At 46.4% G+C, this 20,527-nt stretch carries 17 protein-coding genes and 1 other annotated feature (1 of these 18 cut by a window edge); of the genes, 2 read left to right on the forward strand and 15 right to left on the reverse strand.

What is annotated here, in order from left to right; genetic code table 11:
• Positions 1 to 5 precede the first annotated feature (5 nt).
• From GQF01_RS27270 to GQF01_RS27330, 13 genes are all read right to left on the reverse strand, one after another.
• Positions 6 to 254, reverse strand: coding sequence for a hypothetical protein (locus tag GQF01_RS27270; protein ID WP_161410112.1), 249 nt, complete (start codon positions 252 to 254; stop codon positions 6 to 8).
• 573 nt (positions 255 to 827) lie between these two features.
• Entirely contained in the window at positions 828 to 2,360 is a 1,533-nt protein-coding gene (locus GQF01_RS27275; RefSeq protein WP_161410113.1) for an extracellular solute-binding protein, read from the reverse strand.
• 95 nt (positions 2,361 to 2,455) lie between these two features.
• Positions 2,456 to 3,328: a carbohydrate ABC transporter permease gene (locus GQF01_RS27280; protein ID WP_161410114.1), complete on the reverse strand. Its 873-nt coding sequence runs from the start codon at positions 3,326 to 3,328 to the stop codon at positions 2,456 to 2,458.
• 27 nt (positions 3,329 to 3,355) lie between these two features.
• The gene (locus GQF01_RS27285; RefSeq protein WP_161410115.1) at positions 3,356 to 4,318 is read right to left on the reverse strand and encodes an ABC transporter permease; all 963 of its coding nucleotides are present in this window, start codon (positions 4,316 to 4,318) and stop codon (positions 3,356 to 3,358) included.
• A 225-nt stretch (positions 4,319 to 4,543) separates the two neighbouring features.
• Positions 4,544 to 6,898: a helix-turn-helix domain-containing protein gene (locus GQF01_RS27290; RefSeq protein ID WP_407945429.1), complete on the reverse strand. Its 2,355-nt coding sequence runs from the start codon at positions 6,896 to 6,898 to the stop codon at positions 4,544 to 4,546.
• A gap of 245 nt (positions 6,899 to 7,143) precedes the next feature.
• On the reverse strand, positions 7,144 to 8,679 hold the full coding sequence (locus GQF01_RS27295) for a glycoside hydrolase family 28 protein (protein WP_161410117.1): 1,536 nt from the start codon (positions 8,677 to 8,679) through the stop codon (positions 7,144 to 7,146).
• Positions 8,676 to 10,301 carry a glycoside hydrolase family 43 protein gene (locus tag GQF01_RS27300; RefSeq protein WP_161410118.1) on the reverse strand — a complete coding sequence of 542 codons (1,626 nt, stop codon included), beginning with the start codon at positions 10,299 to 10,301 and terminating at the stop codon, positions 8,676 to 8,678. The genes GQF01_RS27295 and GQF01_RS27300 overlap by 4 nt, the downstream gene beginning before the upstream one ends.
• Entirely contained in the window at positions 10,298 to 11,380 is a 1,083-nt protein-coding gene (locus tag GQF01_RS27305; RefSeq protein WP_235960546.1) for a glycoside hydrolase family 88/105 protein, read from the reverse strand. The genes GQF01_RS27300 and GQF01_RS27305 overlap by 4 nt, the downstream gene beginning before the upstream one ends.
• A gap of 321 nt (positions 11,381 to 11,701) precedes the next feature.
• Positions 11,702 to 13,330: an AraC family transcriptional regulator gene (locus tag GQF01_RS27310; protein ID WP_161410120.1), complete on the reverse strand. Its 1,629-nt coding sequence runs from the start codon at positions 13,328 to 13,330 to the stop codon at positions 11,702 to 11,704.
• A gap of 27 nt (positions 13,331 to 13,357) precedes the next feature.
• Positions 13,358 to 14,332 carry an ABC transporter substrate-binding protein gene (locus GQF01_RS27315; protein WP_161410121.1) on the reverse strand — a complete coding sequence of 325 codons (975 nt, stop codon included), beginning with the start codon at positions 14,330 to 14,332 and terminating at the stop codon, positions 13,358 to 13,360.
• Between the two features lie 405 nt (positions 14,333 to 14,737).
• Positions 14,738 to 15,259: a DUF6985 domain-containing protein gene (locus tag GQF01_RS36030; protein ID WP_202556743.1), complete on the reverse strand. Its 522-nt coding sequence runs from the start codon at positions 15,257 to 15,259 to the stop codon at positions 14,738 to 14,740.
• A 25-nt stretch (positions 15,260 to 15,284) separates the two neighbouring features.
• Entirely contained in the window at positions 15,285 to 15,821 is a 537-nt protein-coding gene (locus GQF01_RS27325) for an RDD family protein (protein ID WP_161410122.1), read from the reverse strand.
• 163 nt (positions 15,822 to 15,984) lie between these two features.
• Complete coding sequence (locus GQF01_RS27330) at positions 15,985 to 16,773, reverse strand: class I SAM-dependent methyltransferase (RefSeq protein ID WP_161410123.1); 789 nt, start codon at positions 16,771 to 16,773, stop codon at positions 15,985 to 15,987.
• A gap of 138 nt (positions 16,774 to 16,911) precedes the next feature.
• Between GQF01_RS27330 and GQF01_RS27335 the strand changes: the two genes are divergently transcribed.
• Positions 16,912 to 17,943, forward strand: a complete 1,032-nt coding sequence (locus GQF01_RS27335; protein WP_161410124.1) for a stalk domain-containing protein — start codon at positions 16,912 to 16,914, stop codon at positions 17,941 to 17,943.
• A 16-nt stretch (positions 17,944 to 17,959) separates the two neighbouring features.
• Here GQF01_RS27335 and GQF01_RS27340 read toward each other — a convergent pair whose 3' ends face one another.
• Positions 17,960 to 18,865, reverse strand: a complete 906-nt coding sequence (locus tag GQF01_RS27340) for a YVTN family beta-propeller repeat protein (protein WP_235960564.1) — start codon at positions 18,863 to 18,865, stop codon at positions 17,960 to 17,962.
• Between the two features lie 165 nt (positions 18,866 to 19,030).
• Here GQF01_RS27340 and GQF01_RS27345 point away from each other — a divergent pair, with 165 nt between their 5' ends.
• A complete protein-coding gene (locus GQF01_RS27345; protein WP_161410126.1) occupies positions 19,031 to 19,207 on the forward strand; it encodes a hypothetical protein in 177 nt (58 codons plus the stop codon).
• Between the two features lie 80 nt (positions 19,208 to 19,287).
• Here GQF01_RS27345 and asd read toward each other — a convergent pair whose 3' ends face one another.
• Complete coding sequence (gene asd, locus GQF01_RS27350) at positions 19,288 to 20,373, reverse strand: aspartate-semialdehyde dehydrogenase (RefSeq protein ID WP_161410127.1); 1,086 nt, start codon at positions 20,371 to 20,373, stop codon at positions 19,288 to 19,290.
• A gap of 130 nt (positions 20,374 to 20,503) precedes the next feature.
• Positions 20,504 to 20,527, reverse strand: a binding site (T-box leader); it runs 241 nt beyond the window's last position.

Raw genomic sequence — 20,527 nt, forward strand, 5'->3', positions numbered from 1 at the left:
ACCAGCTAGCCAAGTACATTCGAGCCGTCTAAAAGAAGAAAATGAACGAAAAGAAAAGAGAAACAAAGGAAATCTAAGAGCATCGTTACTTTCGTTAGCAACTCTCCGGAATTAGGGGGTCTGACCGCAATAGGCTGAATTTGGCCATCTTGCATTGAAATAGCGGAACGTAGTTCCCCTCCTTCTGCCAAATACCCTGTTCCGCCGAAAATAGCGGACCATAGTTCCCTCAACCGCCGAATCGCCTGAGTCAATCACAGTTCCTCCCATTAGTAGGGAGATTTACTCGTGATGGGCAGGTTTGCTTGTAGCTGCGAGATTGGCTTGTGGCAGGCAGGTTTGCTTGTAGCTGCGAGTTTGGCATATGGCCAGGGCTCACATGATTATGACCGCATCTCTTCTCTTCTCTTCTCTTCTCTTCTCTTCTCTTCTCCTCTCTTCCCATTGGAAGAAATCCAACGAAACACCATACTAGAGCCACAAATTCCTCACTTCATTGGATGAAATCCAACGTGAGCGGCTCGTGGGCACCCAAAAAGCCCTAAAATACATTCCCTCGTTGGATTTCATCCAATAGGAATGACTTTTTGAGCCCCAATTCCATCCTTTCGTTGGATTTCATCCAATGAGAATGGGAGATTACCGCATACCTGCGTTCCCTCTCCCGCATTTTTACTCGCTCCTGCTTGCTAACACACTCGCAAATTAGCTAAACCCAAGAACCCAGCGGAGATCCACTAGGTTCTTGGGGGCGCTACTATTTCAATCACGCTGCATTACCGAAGTCTACTCCCGCGACTGCTTCAATCACGCTGCATCACCGCAGCCTACTTCTTCTGACTCTGAGCCAACGATTCTTGATACTCTTGAATCATTTTGTTGCCGCCTGCCGTTTTCCATTTCTCGATTTCCGCTTTCCAACCCGCTTCATCAATCTTACCCATGATGAATTTGGTTTCAGCATCTGTAATCATCTGCTCCAATTCCTTGCCGCGCTCCGAGAACGTTGCCGAATTAAGTGTCAGCGCCGGATTCGGCACGATATACTGTTCATTCGTCTGGCCAATCTTCTGACTTCTGCGGAACAGATCCGGCTGTTTCATCACCTTCGCCACATTATAGCTCTCCCCGCGCTGCGGCAGTGTATCCCGGTATGGCTTCACTTCTTTCAAATCTGCATCGCGATCAAGCGGTTCTGTAAACTCGCCTTTGTCCGCATAATGCTTGCCTTCAATACCTTTCACGATCAGATTCGCCATCTGTGGATCCAACAGCTTATCAACGAAAGCGAGGACCTTCTTGAACTCCGCTTCTGTTTTCACAGAGGATTTGGGAATCGCCAAGAAGCCGGCATTGCCACTCTCCCCAGGGACTCGGCGGCCACTCGGTCCTTCTACTGCAGCAGCCTCAATAACGGCGCTCGGAACGACCTTCACGATCTTATCCTGCCAGCTTTGCGCATTCCCACCGGAAATCCGAATGCCTGCACGGCCTGATTCGTAGGCTTTGTCCACCTCCGTGGTGTCAACGACAGGGAAATCCTGATTGATCAGCTTTTCATCGTATAAGCGTTTAAATAATTTCATCGTGTCAAAGAAAGGCTGAGTCACAAACTCTGGTGCAAAAACGCCATTCTCAACCTTCCATTTGGACGGCCCGCCTTGTGAGACCGAAATTCGTGTCAACGTGGAGCTGACATCCTGGTTATATTTCTTCTCAAGCATTAAGCCGTAGGTATCGTTTTTCCCGTTTTTATCCGGGTCATTCAGCGTAAGCGCTTTAATAACATTGTACCAATCGTCCAGGGTTTTCGGGGACTGAAGGTTCAACGCATCCATCCAATCCTTGCGGTAATGGATCACGGCGCGCCCTAGATCGCGGTACAGCGGTACACCATATATTTTGCCATCGACGGCGATATTGTCATAAAACAGCTTATTCTGCGCCTGAAGGTTTTTATAATCCTTGAGATACGGACCGATCTCCCAGAACAAATCTGATTTCAAGGAGCTGATCATGCTTGGATTACTATAATTGAGCTTAATGAGTTTCGGAAGCTCGCCAGAGGCGATCATCACATTAACCTTTTCATCGTAGGCAGAAGCCGGAATCCATTGGATTTGTAAATTCGTATTCGTATAGGCCTTAATCGCCTTCTCAATCTCATTGTCTTTCGCCGGAACCTCGCCAACTTGATTCACAACCAACGTGAGTGGAAATGGCGTCTTATCCTCCGCTGCAGCTGTACTTTGCGCCCCGTTCGTTCCAGCATCCGAGCTGGGATCTGCGCCGCACGCAGTCAGCACCGTAGATAACATGAATACCGTTCCCAACATCAGAGCCACTTGATTTCTTTTCATCGAGCTTTCCCCTTTCGTTATCCCTTATTATACTCTATTTTCAATCTCCGCCTATCTCCTTAAAGGAACAGGCAGAGCGTAAATAGCTTGTGAGGTTACCCTTTCACAGAGCCGAGCAAGACGCCTTTTGTGAAATGCTTTTGCAGGAATGGATACACCAGCAGAATCGGAAGCGTTGCAAACACGATAACAGCCATTCGAATGGTCAGCGGTTGGATCTCAGCTTCATCAAACCCTGAATCGCCAATCCGACTTTGCGCCAACATAATGATTTCTCGCAATAACACTTGAATTGGCCATTTGCCGTTATCATTGATGTACAATATGGCGTTGAAAAATTGATTCCAATGCGTAACGGAATAAAAGAGGGCAAACGTTGCCATAGCTGGCATCGAAAGCGGGAGCACGATCCGGAATAACACACCCATATCGTTACATCCGTCGATTTTGGCCGAATCCTCCAGCCCGTCGGGAATTTGCTGAAAGAAGTTTTTGAGTACAATCAGGTTAAAAGCGCTTATGGCGCTCGGAATCATTAAGGACCACAACGTATTCGTGAGATGCAGACCTTTGACGACGAAATAGGTGGGAATCATGCCCCCGCTGAAAAGCATCGTAAACAGCACTGCAAGGAGGATAGTTTGACGCCCTCTTAGCTTGGATTTAGCCAATGGATACGCCATTAAAGCAGTAAAAACAAGATTGATAATCGTACCTACTACCGTGATATAGATCGAAACCCCGAGGCTGCGAAGCAAAGTGTCCGTGGAGAAAATGTACTTGTACGCAGATAGCGACCACTCTTTTGGGAATAAAATCAACCCGCCCTTAGCTACCTCAGAGGGACTTGTGAAGGATACCGCCAAGACATAAACAAACGGCAGTACGCAGACGATGGCGATAATGAGCAGCAAACTGTAATTGACTATGTTGAAAATGCGATTTCCAAGCGTTTTATCGTATTGCATGTCTTGCAACCTCCATCTCAAGCGGCATCAATAAACGCCTTCTTGACCGAATTTTTTGGCCATCCAATTTGAGCCTAGTACAAGAATGAGTCCGACCAATGATTTGAACAGACCGACTGCCGCACTGTAGCTGAACTGACCTTGACTTAACCCCTTCATATACACATAAGTGTCGAAGACCTCTCCGACTTCCCGGTTCGTTGGCGCTAACATAAGGAAGATGTGCTCGAAGCCAGCGTCCAAGAAGTTACCGAGTCTTAAAATAAGCAAAATAACGATCGTGCTGGAGATGGCCGGCAGCGTGATGTGCCAGAGTTGACGCCAGCGCCCTGCGCCATCCATTCTTGCGGCTTCATATAGCTGCATGTCAACGCCCGATAGCGCTGCCAGGAAAATAATCGTGCCCCAACCAACCTCTTTCCAGATGGACTGGGAGACGATCATCGTTCTAAACCACTCCGGTTCCATCAGAAAGGCAATTTTTTGACCCGTTAAATAGAATAAAAGCTCGTTCAGTATCCCGTTTTCCGTCGTAAGCAGCATGTAGAAAATCCCAACGACAACAACCCATGAAACAAAATGGGGAATGTACACCAACGTCTGCACGAACCGCTTGAAGCGCTCTTTTCTAACCTCGTTTAACATCAAAGCCAGAACAATGGGCAATGGGAAGAAAAACACCAAATTGTAAATCGCTAATAACACCGTATTTCGAAAAAGCATCCAAAACTGGGGTTCGCTAAAAAATCGCTGAAAATGTTTCAGCCCAACCCATGGGCTATGCGCATACCCTAGATGCGGCTTATAGTCCTGAAAAGCCATAATGATGCCGTACATAGGTACATACTTGAATATTAAAAAGTACGCGACACCGGGAAGCAGCATATAATAGAGCCATTTATCTCTGATTACGTCTCTAACCCATTCACTTTTTCGCAGCTTTTGCCCAGGGGTTACAGGCGCAGCTGTTTCTATCGCAGTCTCCTTCATGCTCTCTTCTCCTTCCAGCTCGAAACCGATATGCCTTGATTATTGACCATGAGCACATGGATAGATATACCTAGCAGATAACTTGTGTGTTCTGTGCGAGAATACCCCTTCTCTCATCCCTATTCGCTACGGCAATACCTCCTGCATAACTCCGCGTATGCCACAGAAAACCAAAAAAGAGCTATTCCCTTGAGTGATTATCATCACTCTTGGAAACAGCTCTTTTTATTTATTGCTTTCAAACAGCTCCCTGTAGCTGCCTGGTGTCGTGCCGAACGTTTTGCGGAAATTGCGAATGAAAGCGCTGATATTTTTATACTGCAGCTTCTCGCCGATTTCGGAAATTTTTAACGTTGTTGTTTCCAGCATCACTTTTGCCATATTCATCCGGTAGTCCGATAAATAATCGCTAAAAGGAATGCCCATTTCCCTTTTGAATACACGGCTTAAATACACGGGGTGGAAGCTAAGATGAGCTGCGCAGGACTCTAACGTTATATCTTGATCGTACTGATCATGAATGATCCGAACCAGACGGTCCGCAATGTTCAAATACTGGCAATCCGCCTTCTCCGATAAAATAACGATAATGGGCGCAAATAGCCTCGTTTGGAACCAAATAGCGATTTCCTCTCTAGTTTGGAGCTTAAGCAGACGTTCCACAGCGGAGTCGCCGTCCAGCACTTTTTTAACCGAAATACCTTGATCCTGAACGACGGTCAGAATCCGTGACATCAGCTGCAAGAGCAGAATGTGATGTTCATGTAGGAAGCCATCCTTATTCAGCAGCGTCGATAAATAGGTTTGAAACACTTCCATCGCTTTCTCGAGCTGTACATCCTTGAGTGCTTGCAGCAGTTGATCTTCCATAAGCTTCAGATGCGAATATACCGCCGATTCCGCACGTTCACTGCTTTCAATGTCTTCAAAATGAACAATAATATCGGGTCCCAGACTTATCCGGCATTTCAAAGCTACTAGACTTTCGCCGTAGGCTTTAACGGTTTCTGACAGCTTATGGTACGGCTTGCTGATGCCCACACTGACCTGCAGCTGGAGAAATTTGCTCACATTTGATTTAATAAGCTCCGCTGTCTGGTAGAACAGATGCTTCAGCTCCTGCGGGTCTATCGTGTCCAGAGCCAGTAAAGTGACTTGCGATTCGCCCATCAGGATCGGACTGAACCGGGTGTGAGCCGGCAGCAGCTCGCCAACGATATTGTTAATAGCGAACAGCAGCAGTTCGCGATCCTGCTCTTGATAACGTGTCTCCTGAAGCTGATCGACTTGCAAGGTCAGTACGCCAAGAGAGTTCCATTCCATTGGAAAACCATACATGTGCGAGCGATGCTTGAAATCCTCATCGGATATTTGACCCGTGAACAGCTTTAGCACGAAAAACTCCTTCAAGTGCACCGACTGTCCCTGCATCTGCTTCTCCAATCGTCCTCGCGATACCGCCAGTGATTGGAATTTTTCTTGAATGTACGCCAATTCGTCTCTTTGTCCAGTCTGACTATTCACGGAGGGCTCTACTTCGTAAGTACTTGTAACCTCAAGCAAATTGCGTATAGGCGAATACATTCGTTTACTTCCGTAAAATGCAAAGGCCAGAACGATTAGCAGGATTAACGCACAAGCTGCTGCTGTCAGCAAGCCGATTTTCTTGCTGGCCTGTGTCATTTCGGAGATGGAAACAACCGATACGAAGGTCCATGCGTTATACCCTGATGACAAATAAGTGACCCCAACCTGCTTATCCCCGATTTTCGCTTTAAAAAAACCACTTTTGTCAGCAGCACTGCTAATTTTACCGGTAATAATGGTGTTAATTTCTTGGTAAGCGGCTTGATCCTCAGGTTTGGATAAGAATGCGTTCCCCTTCTGATCGAGCACGTAATTCGTTCCGAGCTGATTGTTTGTAGTCAGTCCACCACGGATCTCATCAGCTGAAACTTGCACCATAAGCATGCCTTTAGGGGTGTTCGTTTTGGGCACAATGGGAATTTTATAAACGAGACTAAGCGTATTTCTAGCACTAGCACTAGCACTAGAACTAGCTGTCTGTCTATCACCTTCGTCTTCCACGCTAGTGGTCTGAACTTGATTCAACAAATGTGTATTCCAAAATAAGCTCTCAGGCTGCTTGGCATACAGCAGCAGTTCATTTTTATTCTCGAGTTGATCTACTTGCTTCAAGTTATCTAAGGTTACGGCCCAGCCTTTCTCGAAATTCACGAGATAGGCTTCTGAGATGACCGCTTTGGCTTGCAGATTGTACAGCCCCGTCATCACTTCTCGTACCCGGATAAAATCTTCACCCGTCAGTGACTCATTCATCACTTCTTTAACAAGTGCGGAATTAATAAATTGCAAGGTGGTCACTTCCAGCGACTTGACGGTCTGCTCCACGCGCAATTGTGTTTGCAGAAGCAATTGCATATTCGCTTCATTGACTTTCGCTTCAACATCCTTGGTGGCTATATAGTAGGAAGCAATGCCGATAAACACGGTAGGAAGCGCACCTAGGATCAGACTAAACCCCAGGAGCCGAAGCAAATATTTATGCAAGATCCACACAACCTTCCAACTGGTAATATGACTAGTATTACATATTCATTCAGACCCATCAAGCCAGGATCAGGTAATGATATCGCTTACATTAGCAGAGTATGCAGCTTCAAACTATACGGTTTAGATAACTTTTGGGTTATACGACGAAAAAACCCTTACAAGATAAGGGTTTTCTTCAAGTTGGGTCCTCCTTGACATGCGAGGAAGTTACTTCAAGCATACAAGTTATCTCCTGCATATAGGCACAGCAGCTACTTCTTTTGATCATATCGGATGTCCTTGGAATCCGCACCGGTTACAACCAGCATACTTTCTCCTGATGCAGAATTGCATTGCCCCAGCTCAATAAGCTCCACATTCTGACATTGATGCAGCTTGATCACAGGACCGACGTTTGTTTGCAATTTCAAACAATCCAGCAGCAAATCTTTCGCATAATGTGCGATAACCCCCCGCTCGGAGGTCGCATGAAAGTTACTGATGCGCACATTCTCCAAGGGCATTTCGGGAAGCCCATTCACAATAAGCGCTGTTTGAGCTCCTGTACAAGTAACATTCGCAATCGTCATATTGCGGAAAACCGGCGTGCCTTCCGTAACAGGAAACGCGTCTTCCTTCGCACTGCCCGAGCCTTCTATCCCCTCATAAAACAGATGGAAGGAGATCGCTTCCCCGGCAATATTGGTCATCCTAATTCGGCTGATAGCGATCTCTTCGACAACGCCTCCGCGTCCGCGAGCGCTTTTGAACCGCAGCCCGATATCGGTACCAATGAATGTGCAGTCCGACACATGAATGCGCCGAACACCGCCAGACATCTCGCTGCCGATCACAAAACCGCCGTGGCCGTGATAAACGATGCAGTTCCGAATCGTGACATATTCGCAAGGGATTCCTAGCTGACGCCCAGCTTCATCCTTGCCTGACTTCATACAGATGGCGTCATCTCCCACGTCAAACTTGCAGTTTTCGATAACGGCATACCGGCAAGAATCCAAATCCAACCCGTCCCCGTTTTGGGCAAACCATGGATTCCTCACCGTCACGTTGCGAATCGTGACATGTTCGGAAGCCCATGGGTGCAGGCACCATGCTGCCGAGTTTTGGAACGTAGGACCATCCAGCAAAATATGCTTGCACCTGCGAAAGCTTAGTAAATTCGGCCTAAGATATGCGCGATAGGCCTCGTAGGCTAACGGATCATGAATGCCTTCCTGAACGAGCTTTTCTGTCTGTACTCTACCGTTCATAGCGGCAACCGATGGCCACCAGAACTCGCCCTCAGCATCGGTAACCCCACCGGATTGCAGCAAGCTTTCCCATTGCAGCGCTGTCATTTTCCAGCGTTTGATCGGCCGCCAAGCTTCCCCATTGCCATCAAATACACCTTCGCCTGTAATAGCTATATGCTCCAACCCCTCAGCGTCTAACGGCGATTGACACCGAACCGAAGGAATGCCCTCAAAGCTGGACATGACGAGTGGGTACTTAGCAAACTCCTTGGTAAACATGATCAAGGCCCCTGCTTCTGCATGCAGCTCTAGTCGGCTGACAAGCTTCAGCGGCCCCGTTAACCATAAACCGGCCGGGATGACTACTCTCCCGCCGCCAGCTTCCGAGCAAGCCTGAATGGCTTGCTGGAATGCCTGCGTGTTGTCTGTATGCCCATCACCGACAGCGCCAAAGTCCGTTATCCTGAACAAGCGATCAGGAATTTCCGGCAGCAGCACCTCTGGCATGGTCCAGCCGTTATGTGTCTCGCTGCGTTCTACTTGTGAGCTTGTCATAGCGATCCCCCTTCTTTCTCATCGCTGAATCGGAACCAATCGATATCTACGAAGCCTTGGCTTGTCGTTTCGTCTGCCTGTTTGTCTTGCAAACAGAATAGCCCCAGCTTGGCCCCGACCCATCCGCCAGGCACCGCTGCAAACTCGTTCCCGATCCGGTGGTAGGCCACGTCATCCCAGCTATAATAAAAGCTGAACACCGCTTCTTCAACGGCAACTGTTCGCAAATAAATCGTTCGAGCTAATTCAGCTACAGGCACACGCGCGATTACTTGTTCCCTTGATGACTCCTTGCTGCCGCTTCCTGTGGCGAAGACGAGCTCAAGCCCCTCCTCCGTTGACTTAAGGGCCAAATAACGATACTCATGTCCGAAAATCGTCAACCCCGCCAACTCTTCCTCCGTATCGGAGCCGAAGCCAGAGCCTAAGCCAGGAATAAACGTCAGCTTCACCGTTGCTGTAAATGCCGGAGCAGGGAGCTTTTGACAAAGGATGTTCATCGCATTGTACAAGGTTGATGTGCCAGCTGGCAGTGGCTGCGCATATAACCGCAGATGACTAGGGTTCGCGGTCAGCGAATACCACTGTGGGCGATGGTTAGCCTGCCATTGCCACTGCAAGCCTAGAACCGGCTGATCGAACTCATCGCTAGTTGCAGGTACTCTACTCGGCCATGCACGTCCTACATCCGGCTTCTTGTGTACAAGAACAGGTTCGCCAATACCGTCACCTTTTGTATCAAGACCGATGATAGGCCAGTCGTTCTCCCAGCTCATAGGCTGAAGGTGGACAATACGCCCATATGCTTCGCGGTCCTGGAAATGCAGAAACCAAAACTCACCTGATTCTAGCTCCACATAACCGCCTTGATGCGGTCCGTTAATGGGTGAATCGCCTTGATGAAGAACCATTTTATCCTCATAGGGCCCCCAAATGTTCTCAGCTCGAAGCACTGTCTGCCAGCCTACTGCAACTCCTCCCGCCGGAGCAAACACATAGTAATAGCCGCCACGCTTGTACAGCTTTGGCCCTTCAATTGTCGGATGATTGTCGGTCCCATCGAAAATGATCCTGCCGTCATCCAGCAGCGATGTGCCATCTGGCGACATCCGGCATATTTGTAGCTTGCTCTTGATGCCGCAGCGGCTTTTGGCGAAGGCATGCACCAAATAAGCCTGCCCGTCCTCATCCCAGAACGGACAAGGATCAATCCATCCCTTCACTTCCTTCACCATGTGCAGAGCTGTCCATGGGCCTGCAGGATGATCGGCGGTAGTCATATAAATACCTTCATCTGGAGCGCTGAAATATATCCAGTACTTCCCGTCGTGATAACGGATGGCAGGCGCCCACACACCGTCGCCATGCCGTACACGATCATCATACTCGCCTGGCAACTGATCAATCGCATGACCTATTAACGTCCAATTAACCAAATCCTTCGAATGCAGGATCGGCAGTCCCGGCGTGCTGACGAAGCTGGAAGCCGTCATATAGAAGACTTCGCCCACCCGGATCACATCCGGATCCGAATAATCCGCGCATAGAATGGGATTGCGATACGTGCCATCACCTAGATCGGCATACCATACTGGCCTAACTTCACTTTCACTGACGCTCATTTCCGTTCCCCTCCTTGTAATCGCTCGATTTCCACACTAGCAAGCAAGAAAGGCGCCATTCCCATCAGAGCATCCTTCACAATCTTTTCCCCCAAGTAGTACTCAAAGCTGCCATCTCGATAAGGATTACCGCCAAGTCCCGCTCCATGGCATATCCCGTTAACATGTACGCCACTCGCATCTTCTTCGATAAGTTCATTCAATAGGCCTTGGAAACCTCTCAGAGCTACTTCCTTAAAAGGGCCGGAAAGGTACTTCAGCCGAACGCCTTTGGCAGCCGCATACACGAACATACTGCTCCCTGACGCTTCCAAATAGTTTGTCCCCTCCTCGCCTCTATTCAAAACCTGATACCATAACCCCGTAATCGGGTCCTGAACACGCGCAAGAGCATGCATCATCCGTTCAAAAACACCCATCATCGTCCCTCGCTGCGGGTGATCCTTCGGAAAGTGCTCCAAAGCATCTACAATCGCCATCGCGTACCAGCCCATGCCTCTGCTCCAGAAATGCCGCGATTTCCCTGTCGTGGCCTCACACCACTGCTGCTCTCCACTTTCATCCCATCCATGATGCAGCAAACCTGTCTGACGATCGCGGGTATGCCGCTCAACCAGGAGGAGCTGCCTCGCCGCCTCATCGAATAGCTCAGGGATATCGAAAACCCTCGCATACTCCGCAATGAACGGAGTCGCCATATATAAGCCGTCCAACCACATTTGGAACGGGTAAATCTTTTTATGCCACAAGCCACCTTCGCTCGTTCGCGGATGCCCTTTAATTTGAAGAATGAGCTCGGAAGCAGCTTGCGCATATTTCTTGTCAGATGTCTTTTTCCATAGTGAAAAAAGCACCTTGCCTTGATTAATTTGATCCAAATTATAATCTTCCAATGTATAGGTACGGATTGTCCCGTCCTCTTGAACGAACAAGTCCGTGTGTTTCCTGACATATTCGCCGTAGGTGTCATCCCCCGTCTGTTCACCCACGTGAAGCAACGCTTTCAGTGTCATTCCATTCACATACATCCATCTTTGCTCGAGTTCCGGATGATAGCCTCTTTCATTTGTGCTCCTCATGATGGTTTTCGCTGTCTTGACTGACCACTTGTCCTCTTCCTTCATCTGATTCTCCCGCCTTCCCTCTCAGTGCTCTTTCAGATCTGCCATATCTACTAACTATTATGCTTGAGGATAGGATGTCACACTATGCATTTGAGATAACCTCTTTCTTATGATTGCAAAAATGCCGGATAAGCTTGGGTTTCTGTGCGAAATAAACGCCCGAACCCATCAACGAAGTTGCTTCAAGCATATTGGTTGCTTGCTGCATATGAATCGAATTTAAGCCTAAAAAGCCCTAACAGAAGGTTATCCGTTAGGGCTTTTACTTATTTTAGATTAAGCATGGATATCCAGCAGCTTTGACATAAGATCGAGGAATCGGTCATGACAGAACGCATTATACTCGTTCCACGGGGCTTGCAAGCCAGCGTAACTCCCGGTGGCATGCACTTGCTTCGCTTTCACAGCTTTCAGTTCCAGCCATGCCGGAGATCGGCTGACTCGCTGCCATGTCGCCTGCGAAATCTCATCCTTAGGCACGCTCAGGATCATATGGTCCGCATCATAGGCGCCAAGGTCGTGAGCCTCAATCGCTTGCGTCCACAAGATAGAGTCAATATGACGTGCCGGGGCAAGTTGAAGATCATCGTACAGGACAGTTCCTGCATGTCTCCCCCAGAAATACATCCTCATCTTATCGACCACGACAACGATGACCTTCTCGTCCTGCAATCTTTTCTTCACTGTTTCCCTAATCCTTGCAGCCTTCTGATCGTAACTGTGAAGCCATCTCGTTGCATCCTTCATTTTGCCAAGGAAATCTGCTGTCAGCAACAAATGTTGACGCCACCCTACTTCCCACGGCAGAAACAGAGAAGGGGCAATCTGCTTGAGCCTTGCTTGTTCCTCTGCATCGATCCAAGCGTCGACACCGATGATATAATCAGGCTGCGCTTTTTGCAGAGCTTCTCTGTTGAAATCATAATGATGGCTGAGCGGTACAGACACATCAAAGGCGTATTTATTTCTATAATAATCTGTCCAATACTGATCGATAGGCGCTGCATAGGGAATCGTACGAAGAGCCAGTAATTGACCGATATTCACCCAACTGTAGGCAGCGATTTTAGTTGATCTATTTTTCAAATATACAGCTGGAGCTAGTCCTATATGTTTCTTGAACATATTGCTAAAGTACGTTTCGTTCTTATAGCCAACTTTATACGCAATATCCGTGAGTGAAAGCTTGGCCTGCTCACCCATTAACCGTCTTGCCTCCATGAGGCGCAGATCCGTCACATACTCAATAACACCTTTGCCAAACTTTTCTTTGAACAGCCGCATAAAATGGTACCGGCTTAGCCCTGCCTTCGTAGCCAGCCGGTCAATTGTAATATCTTCCGTGTAATGCTGCTCTAACATGAGCTTTGCACACTCCAGGGCCAGCTCTGTTTTGTGCTCTTGATTTTTGAACACCTGACTGAGCAGCTCATAGAAGCCAGCCTCGCTGCGAAAGCGATCTGCAGCATTTCCATTGTTCCAATGGGTCCAAACGGATTTGCACAATGGAATGACGGAAGGGGCCGACAATTGAATGGCCTCGCCTTCCCCCGGAAATCGATGTGTTCTTTTTACAACAGCTTTCGTACCGGCTATCTCCACCGCTTGGAACCGCAAGAGATAAAAGCCTTGCTCATCCCCAACATGCAGACCCATTTCTAGCAGTTGACCAGGTCTGCACACAAATACAGTCCCAGGACGCATTGGAAAATAGTGACCATCCACGATAAGACGTCCCTCGTTGGCGGCCGATGCGACAAGTAGGAAGGTATCGGCTCGAATGAAATCGCGTTCTGCCGGCCATTTCATCTGATGTTCCGTTACATGCTGGGCACCAAGAAGCTTATACCACGTATCAGCAAACGAGTTATCGTTGCTGTTAAGTAAATCTGAATCTTCTCCCATGGACGATTGCTTCTCCCATAAATCTGCTTATTTGATAACGTCATGCAGAACATCATCAATAATGAGTTGATTGGCAATGACATTTTGATTAAACCAGTGACCTGAATCTGCCTCATACACATGTCCTTGCTTGACTGCAGGCAATTGCATCCACAGCGGGTTATCAACCGGCGGTTTCGCCCTGCCTTTTCCGGACAGCACGAAAATATAGTCAACATCATCCAACTGCGCCAACGTCTCTATCGAATAGGTCTCGTAATCACCCTTTAACAATTTCGGCTGTTTAAATCCAAGTCCTTCATACAGCAGTTTTCCGCTATAGAATTTTGCTCCAAACAGCTTGTAGCCCTTATCTCCGGCTTGCAGCAGCACAGCTGTTTTTTCTCCTGCTTTTATGCGGATTTGTTCTTTCGCACCCGTTAATTTCTGGTCAAGCTTCTTGATCGCCTGATCCGCTTCGCTGCTCTTGCCCAGCACTTCGCCTAACTTAGTGAAATTGCCGCGCCAGTCGTTTTCATCTTTTGAAAGCACATAGGTAGGTGCCACTTTGGAGAATTCTTCATAAGATCCATTTTTCATATAAGCCTCTGAGGTGAGGATAATCAAATCTGGATTATAACTTAACGCTTCTTCCGGCTTAAGCCCGCCTTCCATATGCAGGATTGCGACGTCTTTTAGCTCCTTTTGCAAATACTGCTGTGGCTGCCCGGCAGCAGACCACTGTGCAACCGGTTTTACGCCGAGCGCCGTAAGTGCATCTTCTAGAAATGGCGCAATGATACGCTGCGGCTGTGCAGGAACTTTTACCGTGTGCCCCATTGCGTCTGTCAGCATTTTCTCCGTCTCTGGTTTTTGAGTTGCCGCGCTGGAAGTCGGCTGCGCGCTGGTCACTGCGCCGGCTCCCGCTTGCTTCGTATCATTTCCAGCTCCGCAGCCGGCGAGAAAAACCGTTGTCAGAAGAAGAACCGATGTGATCGTAGCGTACTTTTTAAAATGAAACATATGGAACCCCCTAGGTGATACTGATAATCATTATCGTTATCGATACTAAGGAGTATATAGGAAGACAGCCTGTTTGTGAATAAGCAAAAATGCTGTATTTATGGCGAAGCTGCGCACGATCGTGTATACGTGGAGGTTTTACGGACAATCTCCGGTCGCTAAAGGTTATCTTGAGGGAACTGGAATCCTCTATTTTGAGGAAAACAAGCTATTTTCTCGCTAAGCGGAACTCCAGTCTCTTATATGCCCTCCACGGTGCGTTTTTCAACTGAAATCTTCAAAATAGCGGAACGTAGTTCCCCTTGCAGATGGAATCCCTGCTTTTTCAGAGAAATAGCGGACTCTAGTTCCTTGCCCCCCTCATCACACACATTTGCTGCGTAAAAAAAAGACACCTTTGCGGTGTCATTGAGAGTTAGCCCGTTCAGCTACCCACGTCAAGATCGATATGTCAGCTACTCCTAACTCAACGACATTGTTCTTATAAATCATTACTCCAAATCCATGTTCCTCATCCCAGGTACAATCAAATTCTAACCCAAAATAGGCCATTCCATCTTTGTGTACATTCATGATATGTACATTCAATAGACCAATTAAATTTTTCAGATCATTAATTTCATTTATATCCGGCATAAATCGTTCTAACTCTTCATCTTCGTAACCATAGTAATCCTGTAAATCCTTATAGTTTTTAAATAAAACCTTAAGAACTATGTCTCTAATGGCATTTTGATTTTCGACAATATAATGAAAGGCCGCAACGTGTTCATCCTCAATTTTGGGATCAGCCATTACCGTATCCCCACCGAGATCTAGCCCGTAAACACCATTCTTTTTTGTCAAAAAGTCATCCCATGCTTCTAAACAAATAGTGCCCTCGTATCCATATTCTCCAAGTGAAATGTTGGGTATTTTAAGTGTCAATTGGGTTTCATCCTTTATTCAGTTTTTATTTTCCTCTTACAACTACAAAACTTCCTGCAATGAAATCATGCAATGCCCTTCTCTTTGGGTTAAATAAAACTAGCAAATCACTAACTATAGTTAAAATGCCGAAATACGAATACATACTTTGGTACATACTCGAACTGTTTGAAAGGAAGTGAACAACATCTTTCTCTTCAATTTTTGATTGAATGGCCAAATCTAATATAGGTATTAAACAACCAGCCCCGATAATGTAAAAGATTATTCTTCGGACTGATCTCAGTATGGTTAATCGTTCTCCATTCTTATCAATGATCTTTGCTTTCATGATTAATTTCCCCGGTGTACCACCGTATTTTACTATAAAGAATATCATTGCCGCGCAAAAAAATATCCAGTAAACAACGAATGGGATAACATTTCCCAATCGCACTGATAATTTCAATGAGTAGGTATAGAGCAGTACACAAGGTATACCTGCAATAATTAGATCAAGTAGTCTCATACCAACTCTTTGCCAGAATCCAGCTATATTACATAAAATATTCTCCGTTTCCATTAGTTTTTCTCCTTTTTACAAAAATTTTCAAATAACTCCCTCAATCATTAATGTCTTAGGTAAGATTTCCACAATAATTTCTAATTTCCTATGACTTTATCAAAACTTAAGGAAAACAAGAAAAAGACACCCAAGTGGTGTCTAAAGTGTCTTAACATTATCATCATGGATACAACGAAGGTAGCTCCAACTCCATTTTATCAGCAACTAACGTGTAAAACTCAGGAAACCTAGCATCTGTGGGACTTGGTATCTCTTCCAATGCGCGTATCACTAGCCCAGAAGCCGAAATTGCCGAGATAATCTCACCTATTGTCCAACTCCGTGTAAGAACCTTCTCCAGCCCGTAGCGCTCTTCCTCAGGCAGCAATTTGGCAAATGCTACGTCCCCTTCTCTCGTCCCCTTTTCAAAATAGTTACCGCTTGGCTCAGTCAGATTGACTGTGTTCATCCAAGCACGAGCAAAAGGATGAAAGTCGGTTAAGAGGAACCGACCCTTATTTCCAAGTCTGCGACGGACCACCGCAAAGATATCGTTAAGATCATTAAAATAGTGCAGAACACCAAACTCCATGAGCACGATGTCAAATTGGCCAAGTGACTCTTCATCCGGGATTTGCAACACGTCTGAACAAATATAATCGAGCTTCACACCGACTGCATCGGCAACTTGCTTGGCGTATAAGCGGTTTTCTTCCGAAATATCTACTACGGTTACGTCCGCACCTAACATGGCTAGAGAGATTGCTTTTCTGCCATTCGAGCCAAGAAGATTAATCATTCGCTTTCCATTTGGATCACCTATGTATTTCAGCCAATAGCGTAGAGGATGCTTGTGTTCCCGCTTCAATTCTCCAGCGAGCTCATCCGGTGTCCCAAAATTATGTACCCAAGCCTGATACGCTTTCGTTTCCCAAGCCTTCTTGTTTGCTCTTGAAAACTCATCTTGCACATCCATACCTCCCATACTCATTTGACTCCAAATGCTCTTCCATTAGACTGCATCCTTAATTTACCACAAATATTTGAGCAACAAACAACCCTTTTTCTGCGTCTAAACATTACTAAAGTCAGCTAAGGAGTTTATGATATGAAGATAAAAACTGGTATACAAACAGGAGCCGCGCTTATGCTGCTTCTCATGGGTATGCTCCCTGCAGCAAATGCGCATGCAGACGAGAACACGTCGCTTCCGGTCTATCTGGATGGTCATCCGCTCAGCTTTGAGACACCTCCCGTTATCGAAGATGGCTACAGTCTCGTTCCACTTCGCGCTATTTTTGAGGCTGAAGGCGCAAAGGTTTCTTGGGATGAAAACACACGTACAGTGACAGCTACGAAAAATGATATCGTATTTACATACCGCATTGGCGATAAGACCGCTCTTAAAAATAAGGATCAGCTTGAAATGCCGATTGCGGGTAAAATTATGAACGGATCAACGATGATTCCGCTTCGGTTAATTAGTGAAACGCTGGGCAATCTCGTGAAATGGCATGAATATTCTCGTACCATCACGATTTCCTCATCTAATGAGTATGAAACCAAGATTGAATATGGCGTCAATCTACGCGATGCTCCGAATACGAGTGCACAGGTCCTTCGCATGCTTCCGAAGAGTGAGAACATTCATGTAATCCGAGAAGTCGACGCCAACTGGCTCGAGGTGCAGACGAAAGATAAGTCCATTGGCTTCCTATCAGCAGGGTCGCAATATACGGATTACGCCAACCTGGCTCCAGCGGATAAAAAGGCCGATGAATTGCTCGCTTTCGGAGCAAAATATCTCGGAACGCCCTACGAATTCGGTGCAACTTCTGGCCAAACCAAGACATTCGACTGCTCCTCTTTCGTCCAATATGTGTTCAAGCAAGCATTGTCGATTGATCTCCCGCGAGTCTCCTACAACCAAGCTTTGAAAGGAACCGAAGTCCCAATCGATGAGCTGCGCAAAGGTGATGTGCTGTTCTTTGACGCACGCGGGCTCGATATTGGGCATGTTGGCATCTATGCAGGAGACGGGCGGATTCTTCATACTTACTCCAAAGAGCAAGGCGTACATTATGAAGACTTTGATGATAAATGGAAAAAGCGTTTTGCCACGGCTAGAAGGATGTTCTAGTTCTATTTTACGATACTTATAGTGGGATAATGGCTAACCCTGAGGCTGCATTTCCTACCTTAATGGTGTCAATGACCTTATTATCCTGGACGCTTATCACAGAGACGGTATTTTCTCCAAAATTAGCCACATAGGCATATTTGCCATTTTGAGTGATAGCAACTATACCGGGTTTCTTTCCCACCGGAACGGTCGCTATCACTTTATTTTTTTGAAGCAGAATGACAGAAACGGTGTTATCTCCTTCATTACCGACGTAGGCAAATTGATCGTTTGGCGTTATCGCTACTCCGATAGGCTTCGAACCTACTTTAATTTGGCTTAGAATCCTTCTGCTGCGCGTACCGATGACCAAAACATTGTGATTCGTGGTCACATAAGCCAATTTGCGGTTTCGGGTAAACGCAATTTGATCTGGACCTACCCCAGCGGGAATAGTGTCTATGACCTTATTGCATTTCGCATCAAAAATAGATATCGTATTGCTGTCGTGATTGCTCACGTAGCCCAAGGTTCTTTGTCCTCTTTTCTGCGGTGTGACTGTTACGCCTATCGGTCTATGACCAACCTTTAGCGTCTGAATGACCTTTCTCTTCTTGATACATAGAACTGAAACGGTCTTATCCGCTGAATTCGTAACATACACGTACCTTTGCGAGGTTCCAACATCGGATGGACTTTTTCCAACTGGGATTGTGCTAATGATTTTATTCGTACTTCGCTGGATGACTTGAGCGGTGTTATCGGTTTTATTGATGACAACCGCATGCTTCCCATCGGGTGTGACAGCGATCTCAAAGGGACCTTTTCCAGTCTTAATCGTTGCCTTAACCTTTCTTGTTCGGGTATCAATCACCGAGATGGTGTTGTCCTGATAATTCGTCACGTAGGCAAAATGAAACGAGGGTATACATCTATTCATGGTCACAAGGGATCACACTCCTAAGTAATCTTATGTTGGGAGATGTGCCCTAGGAACGGCTGTTATCACGAGGAAATTGCATTCTATTGAAGCAACACCCTCATATAGGATCAGCCTAACGAATATATAAGATATATGAAGAAACGTTGTCATGGAGGGCTTCCAATGCTAGCCAATATGGAGGAAAGAAAAATTACGAATCGTGATATTGAACTAATGATTGCGGAGATCGATAAAGGTTGGAAAGAATTGAATAATATCCATGTGTCGTGCCACCATATTTGGAGGGATCTCGTCCGAATATCGCAAATCTTGGACGAGAAGTTCGATATTGCTTATTAATATAAGGTCTTAAAATACAAAAACAGTAAAAGGCTTTCCCTCCGTCATTTGACGACTCTCGGGAAAGCCTCTTACTGTTTCTATTTCGCTTGAATATAACCTTCTGCTTTCAGCAACTCTGCGATCAACACAGCGCCGCCTGCTGCTCCACGCAATGTATTATGCGATAATCCTACGAATTTGTAATCATAGATGGAATCCTCACGCAAGCGGCCTACGGAGACGCCCATACCTCGACCAATGTCACGATCTAGTTTCGTCTGTGGTCTGTTCTCTTCTTCGAAATAAGTGATGAACTGCTTAGGTGCGCTTGGCAGCTCAAGCTCCTGCGGGCTTCCTTTGAACTGCAGCCAACGAGCAAGAATTTCTTCTTTGGACGGCTTTTTCTCGAACGATGCAAAAACGGTCGCCAAATGTCCATCTGTGACAGGAACGCGGATACATTGGGTTGTAATTAAAGGTGCGCTTGCTTTAACGATAGCATTATTCTCGATGCTGCCCCAGATGCGCAGCGGCTCTTGCTCGCTTTTTTCTTCTTCGCCGCCAATATAAGGGATCACATTATCCAGCATATCTGGCCAGTCTGTGAAGTTTTTGCCTGCTCCGGAAATCGCTTGATACGTAGATGCAACGACTTGTGTTGGTTTGAAATCCAACAAAGCATGTAGCGCCGGCACATAGCTCTGGATGGAGCAGTTAGGCTTAACTGCAATAAACCCAGTCGACGTTCCGAGACGTTTTCTTTGTGCCGCGATCACTTCGATATGTCCTGGGTTAACTTCCGGAATAACCATCGGGATATCAGGTGTCCAGCGGTGTGCTGAGTTGTTGGAAATAACAGGCGTACCCGTTTTGGCATAAGCCTCTTCCAAAGCTTGAATTTCATTTTTCTTCATATCAACTGCACAGAAGATAAAGTCGACTTGAGAAGCTACTTCTTCCACTTTCGAAGCATCTTGAACAACAATTTGTTTGACACCTTCAGGGATAGGAGTTGCCAGCTTCCATCTGCCTTGCACAGATTCTTCATATGTTTTACCCGCAGAGCTGCTGCTCGCTGCGATTGCTGTTACTTTAAACCAAGGATGTTGATCCAGCAGCTCAACGAAACGCTGGCCAACCATACCTGTTCCTCCGACAATACCCACTTTTAATTTTTCTGACATGATATATTCAAATCCTTTCAAAATGGTATGATAAACTATTCAATAAGTCTGAATTGGTGTACCTAATTAACGTGTGAACAACATTTCTTTTATAAAAGCAAAAAAATCCCACCCCCAAGACTAATATAGCCTTAGGGACGAGATTTGGATTCCT

Source organism: Paenibacillus silvestris (genome assembly GCF_009882985.1).
Classification (GTDB): Bacteria; Bacillota; Bacilli; order Paenibacillales; family NBRC-103111; genus Paenibacillus_E; species Paenibacillus_E silvestris.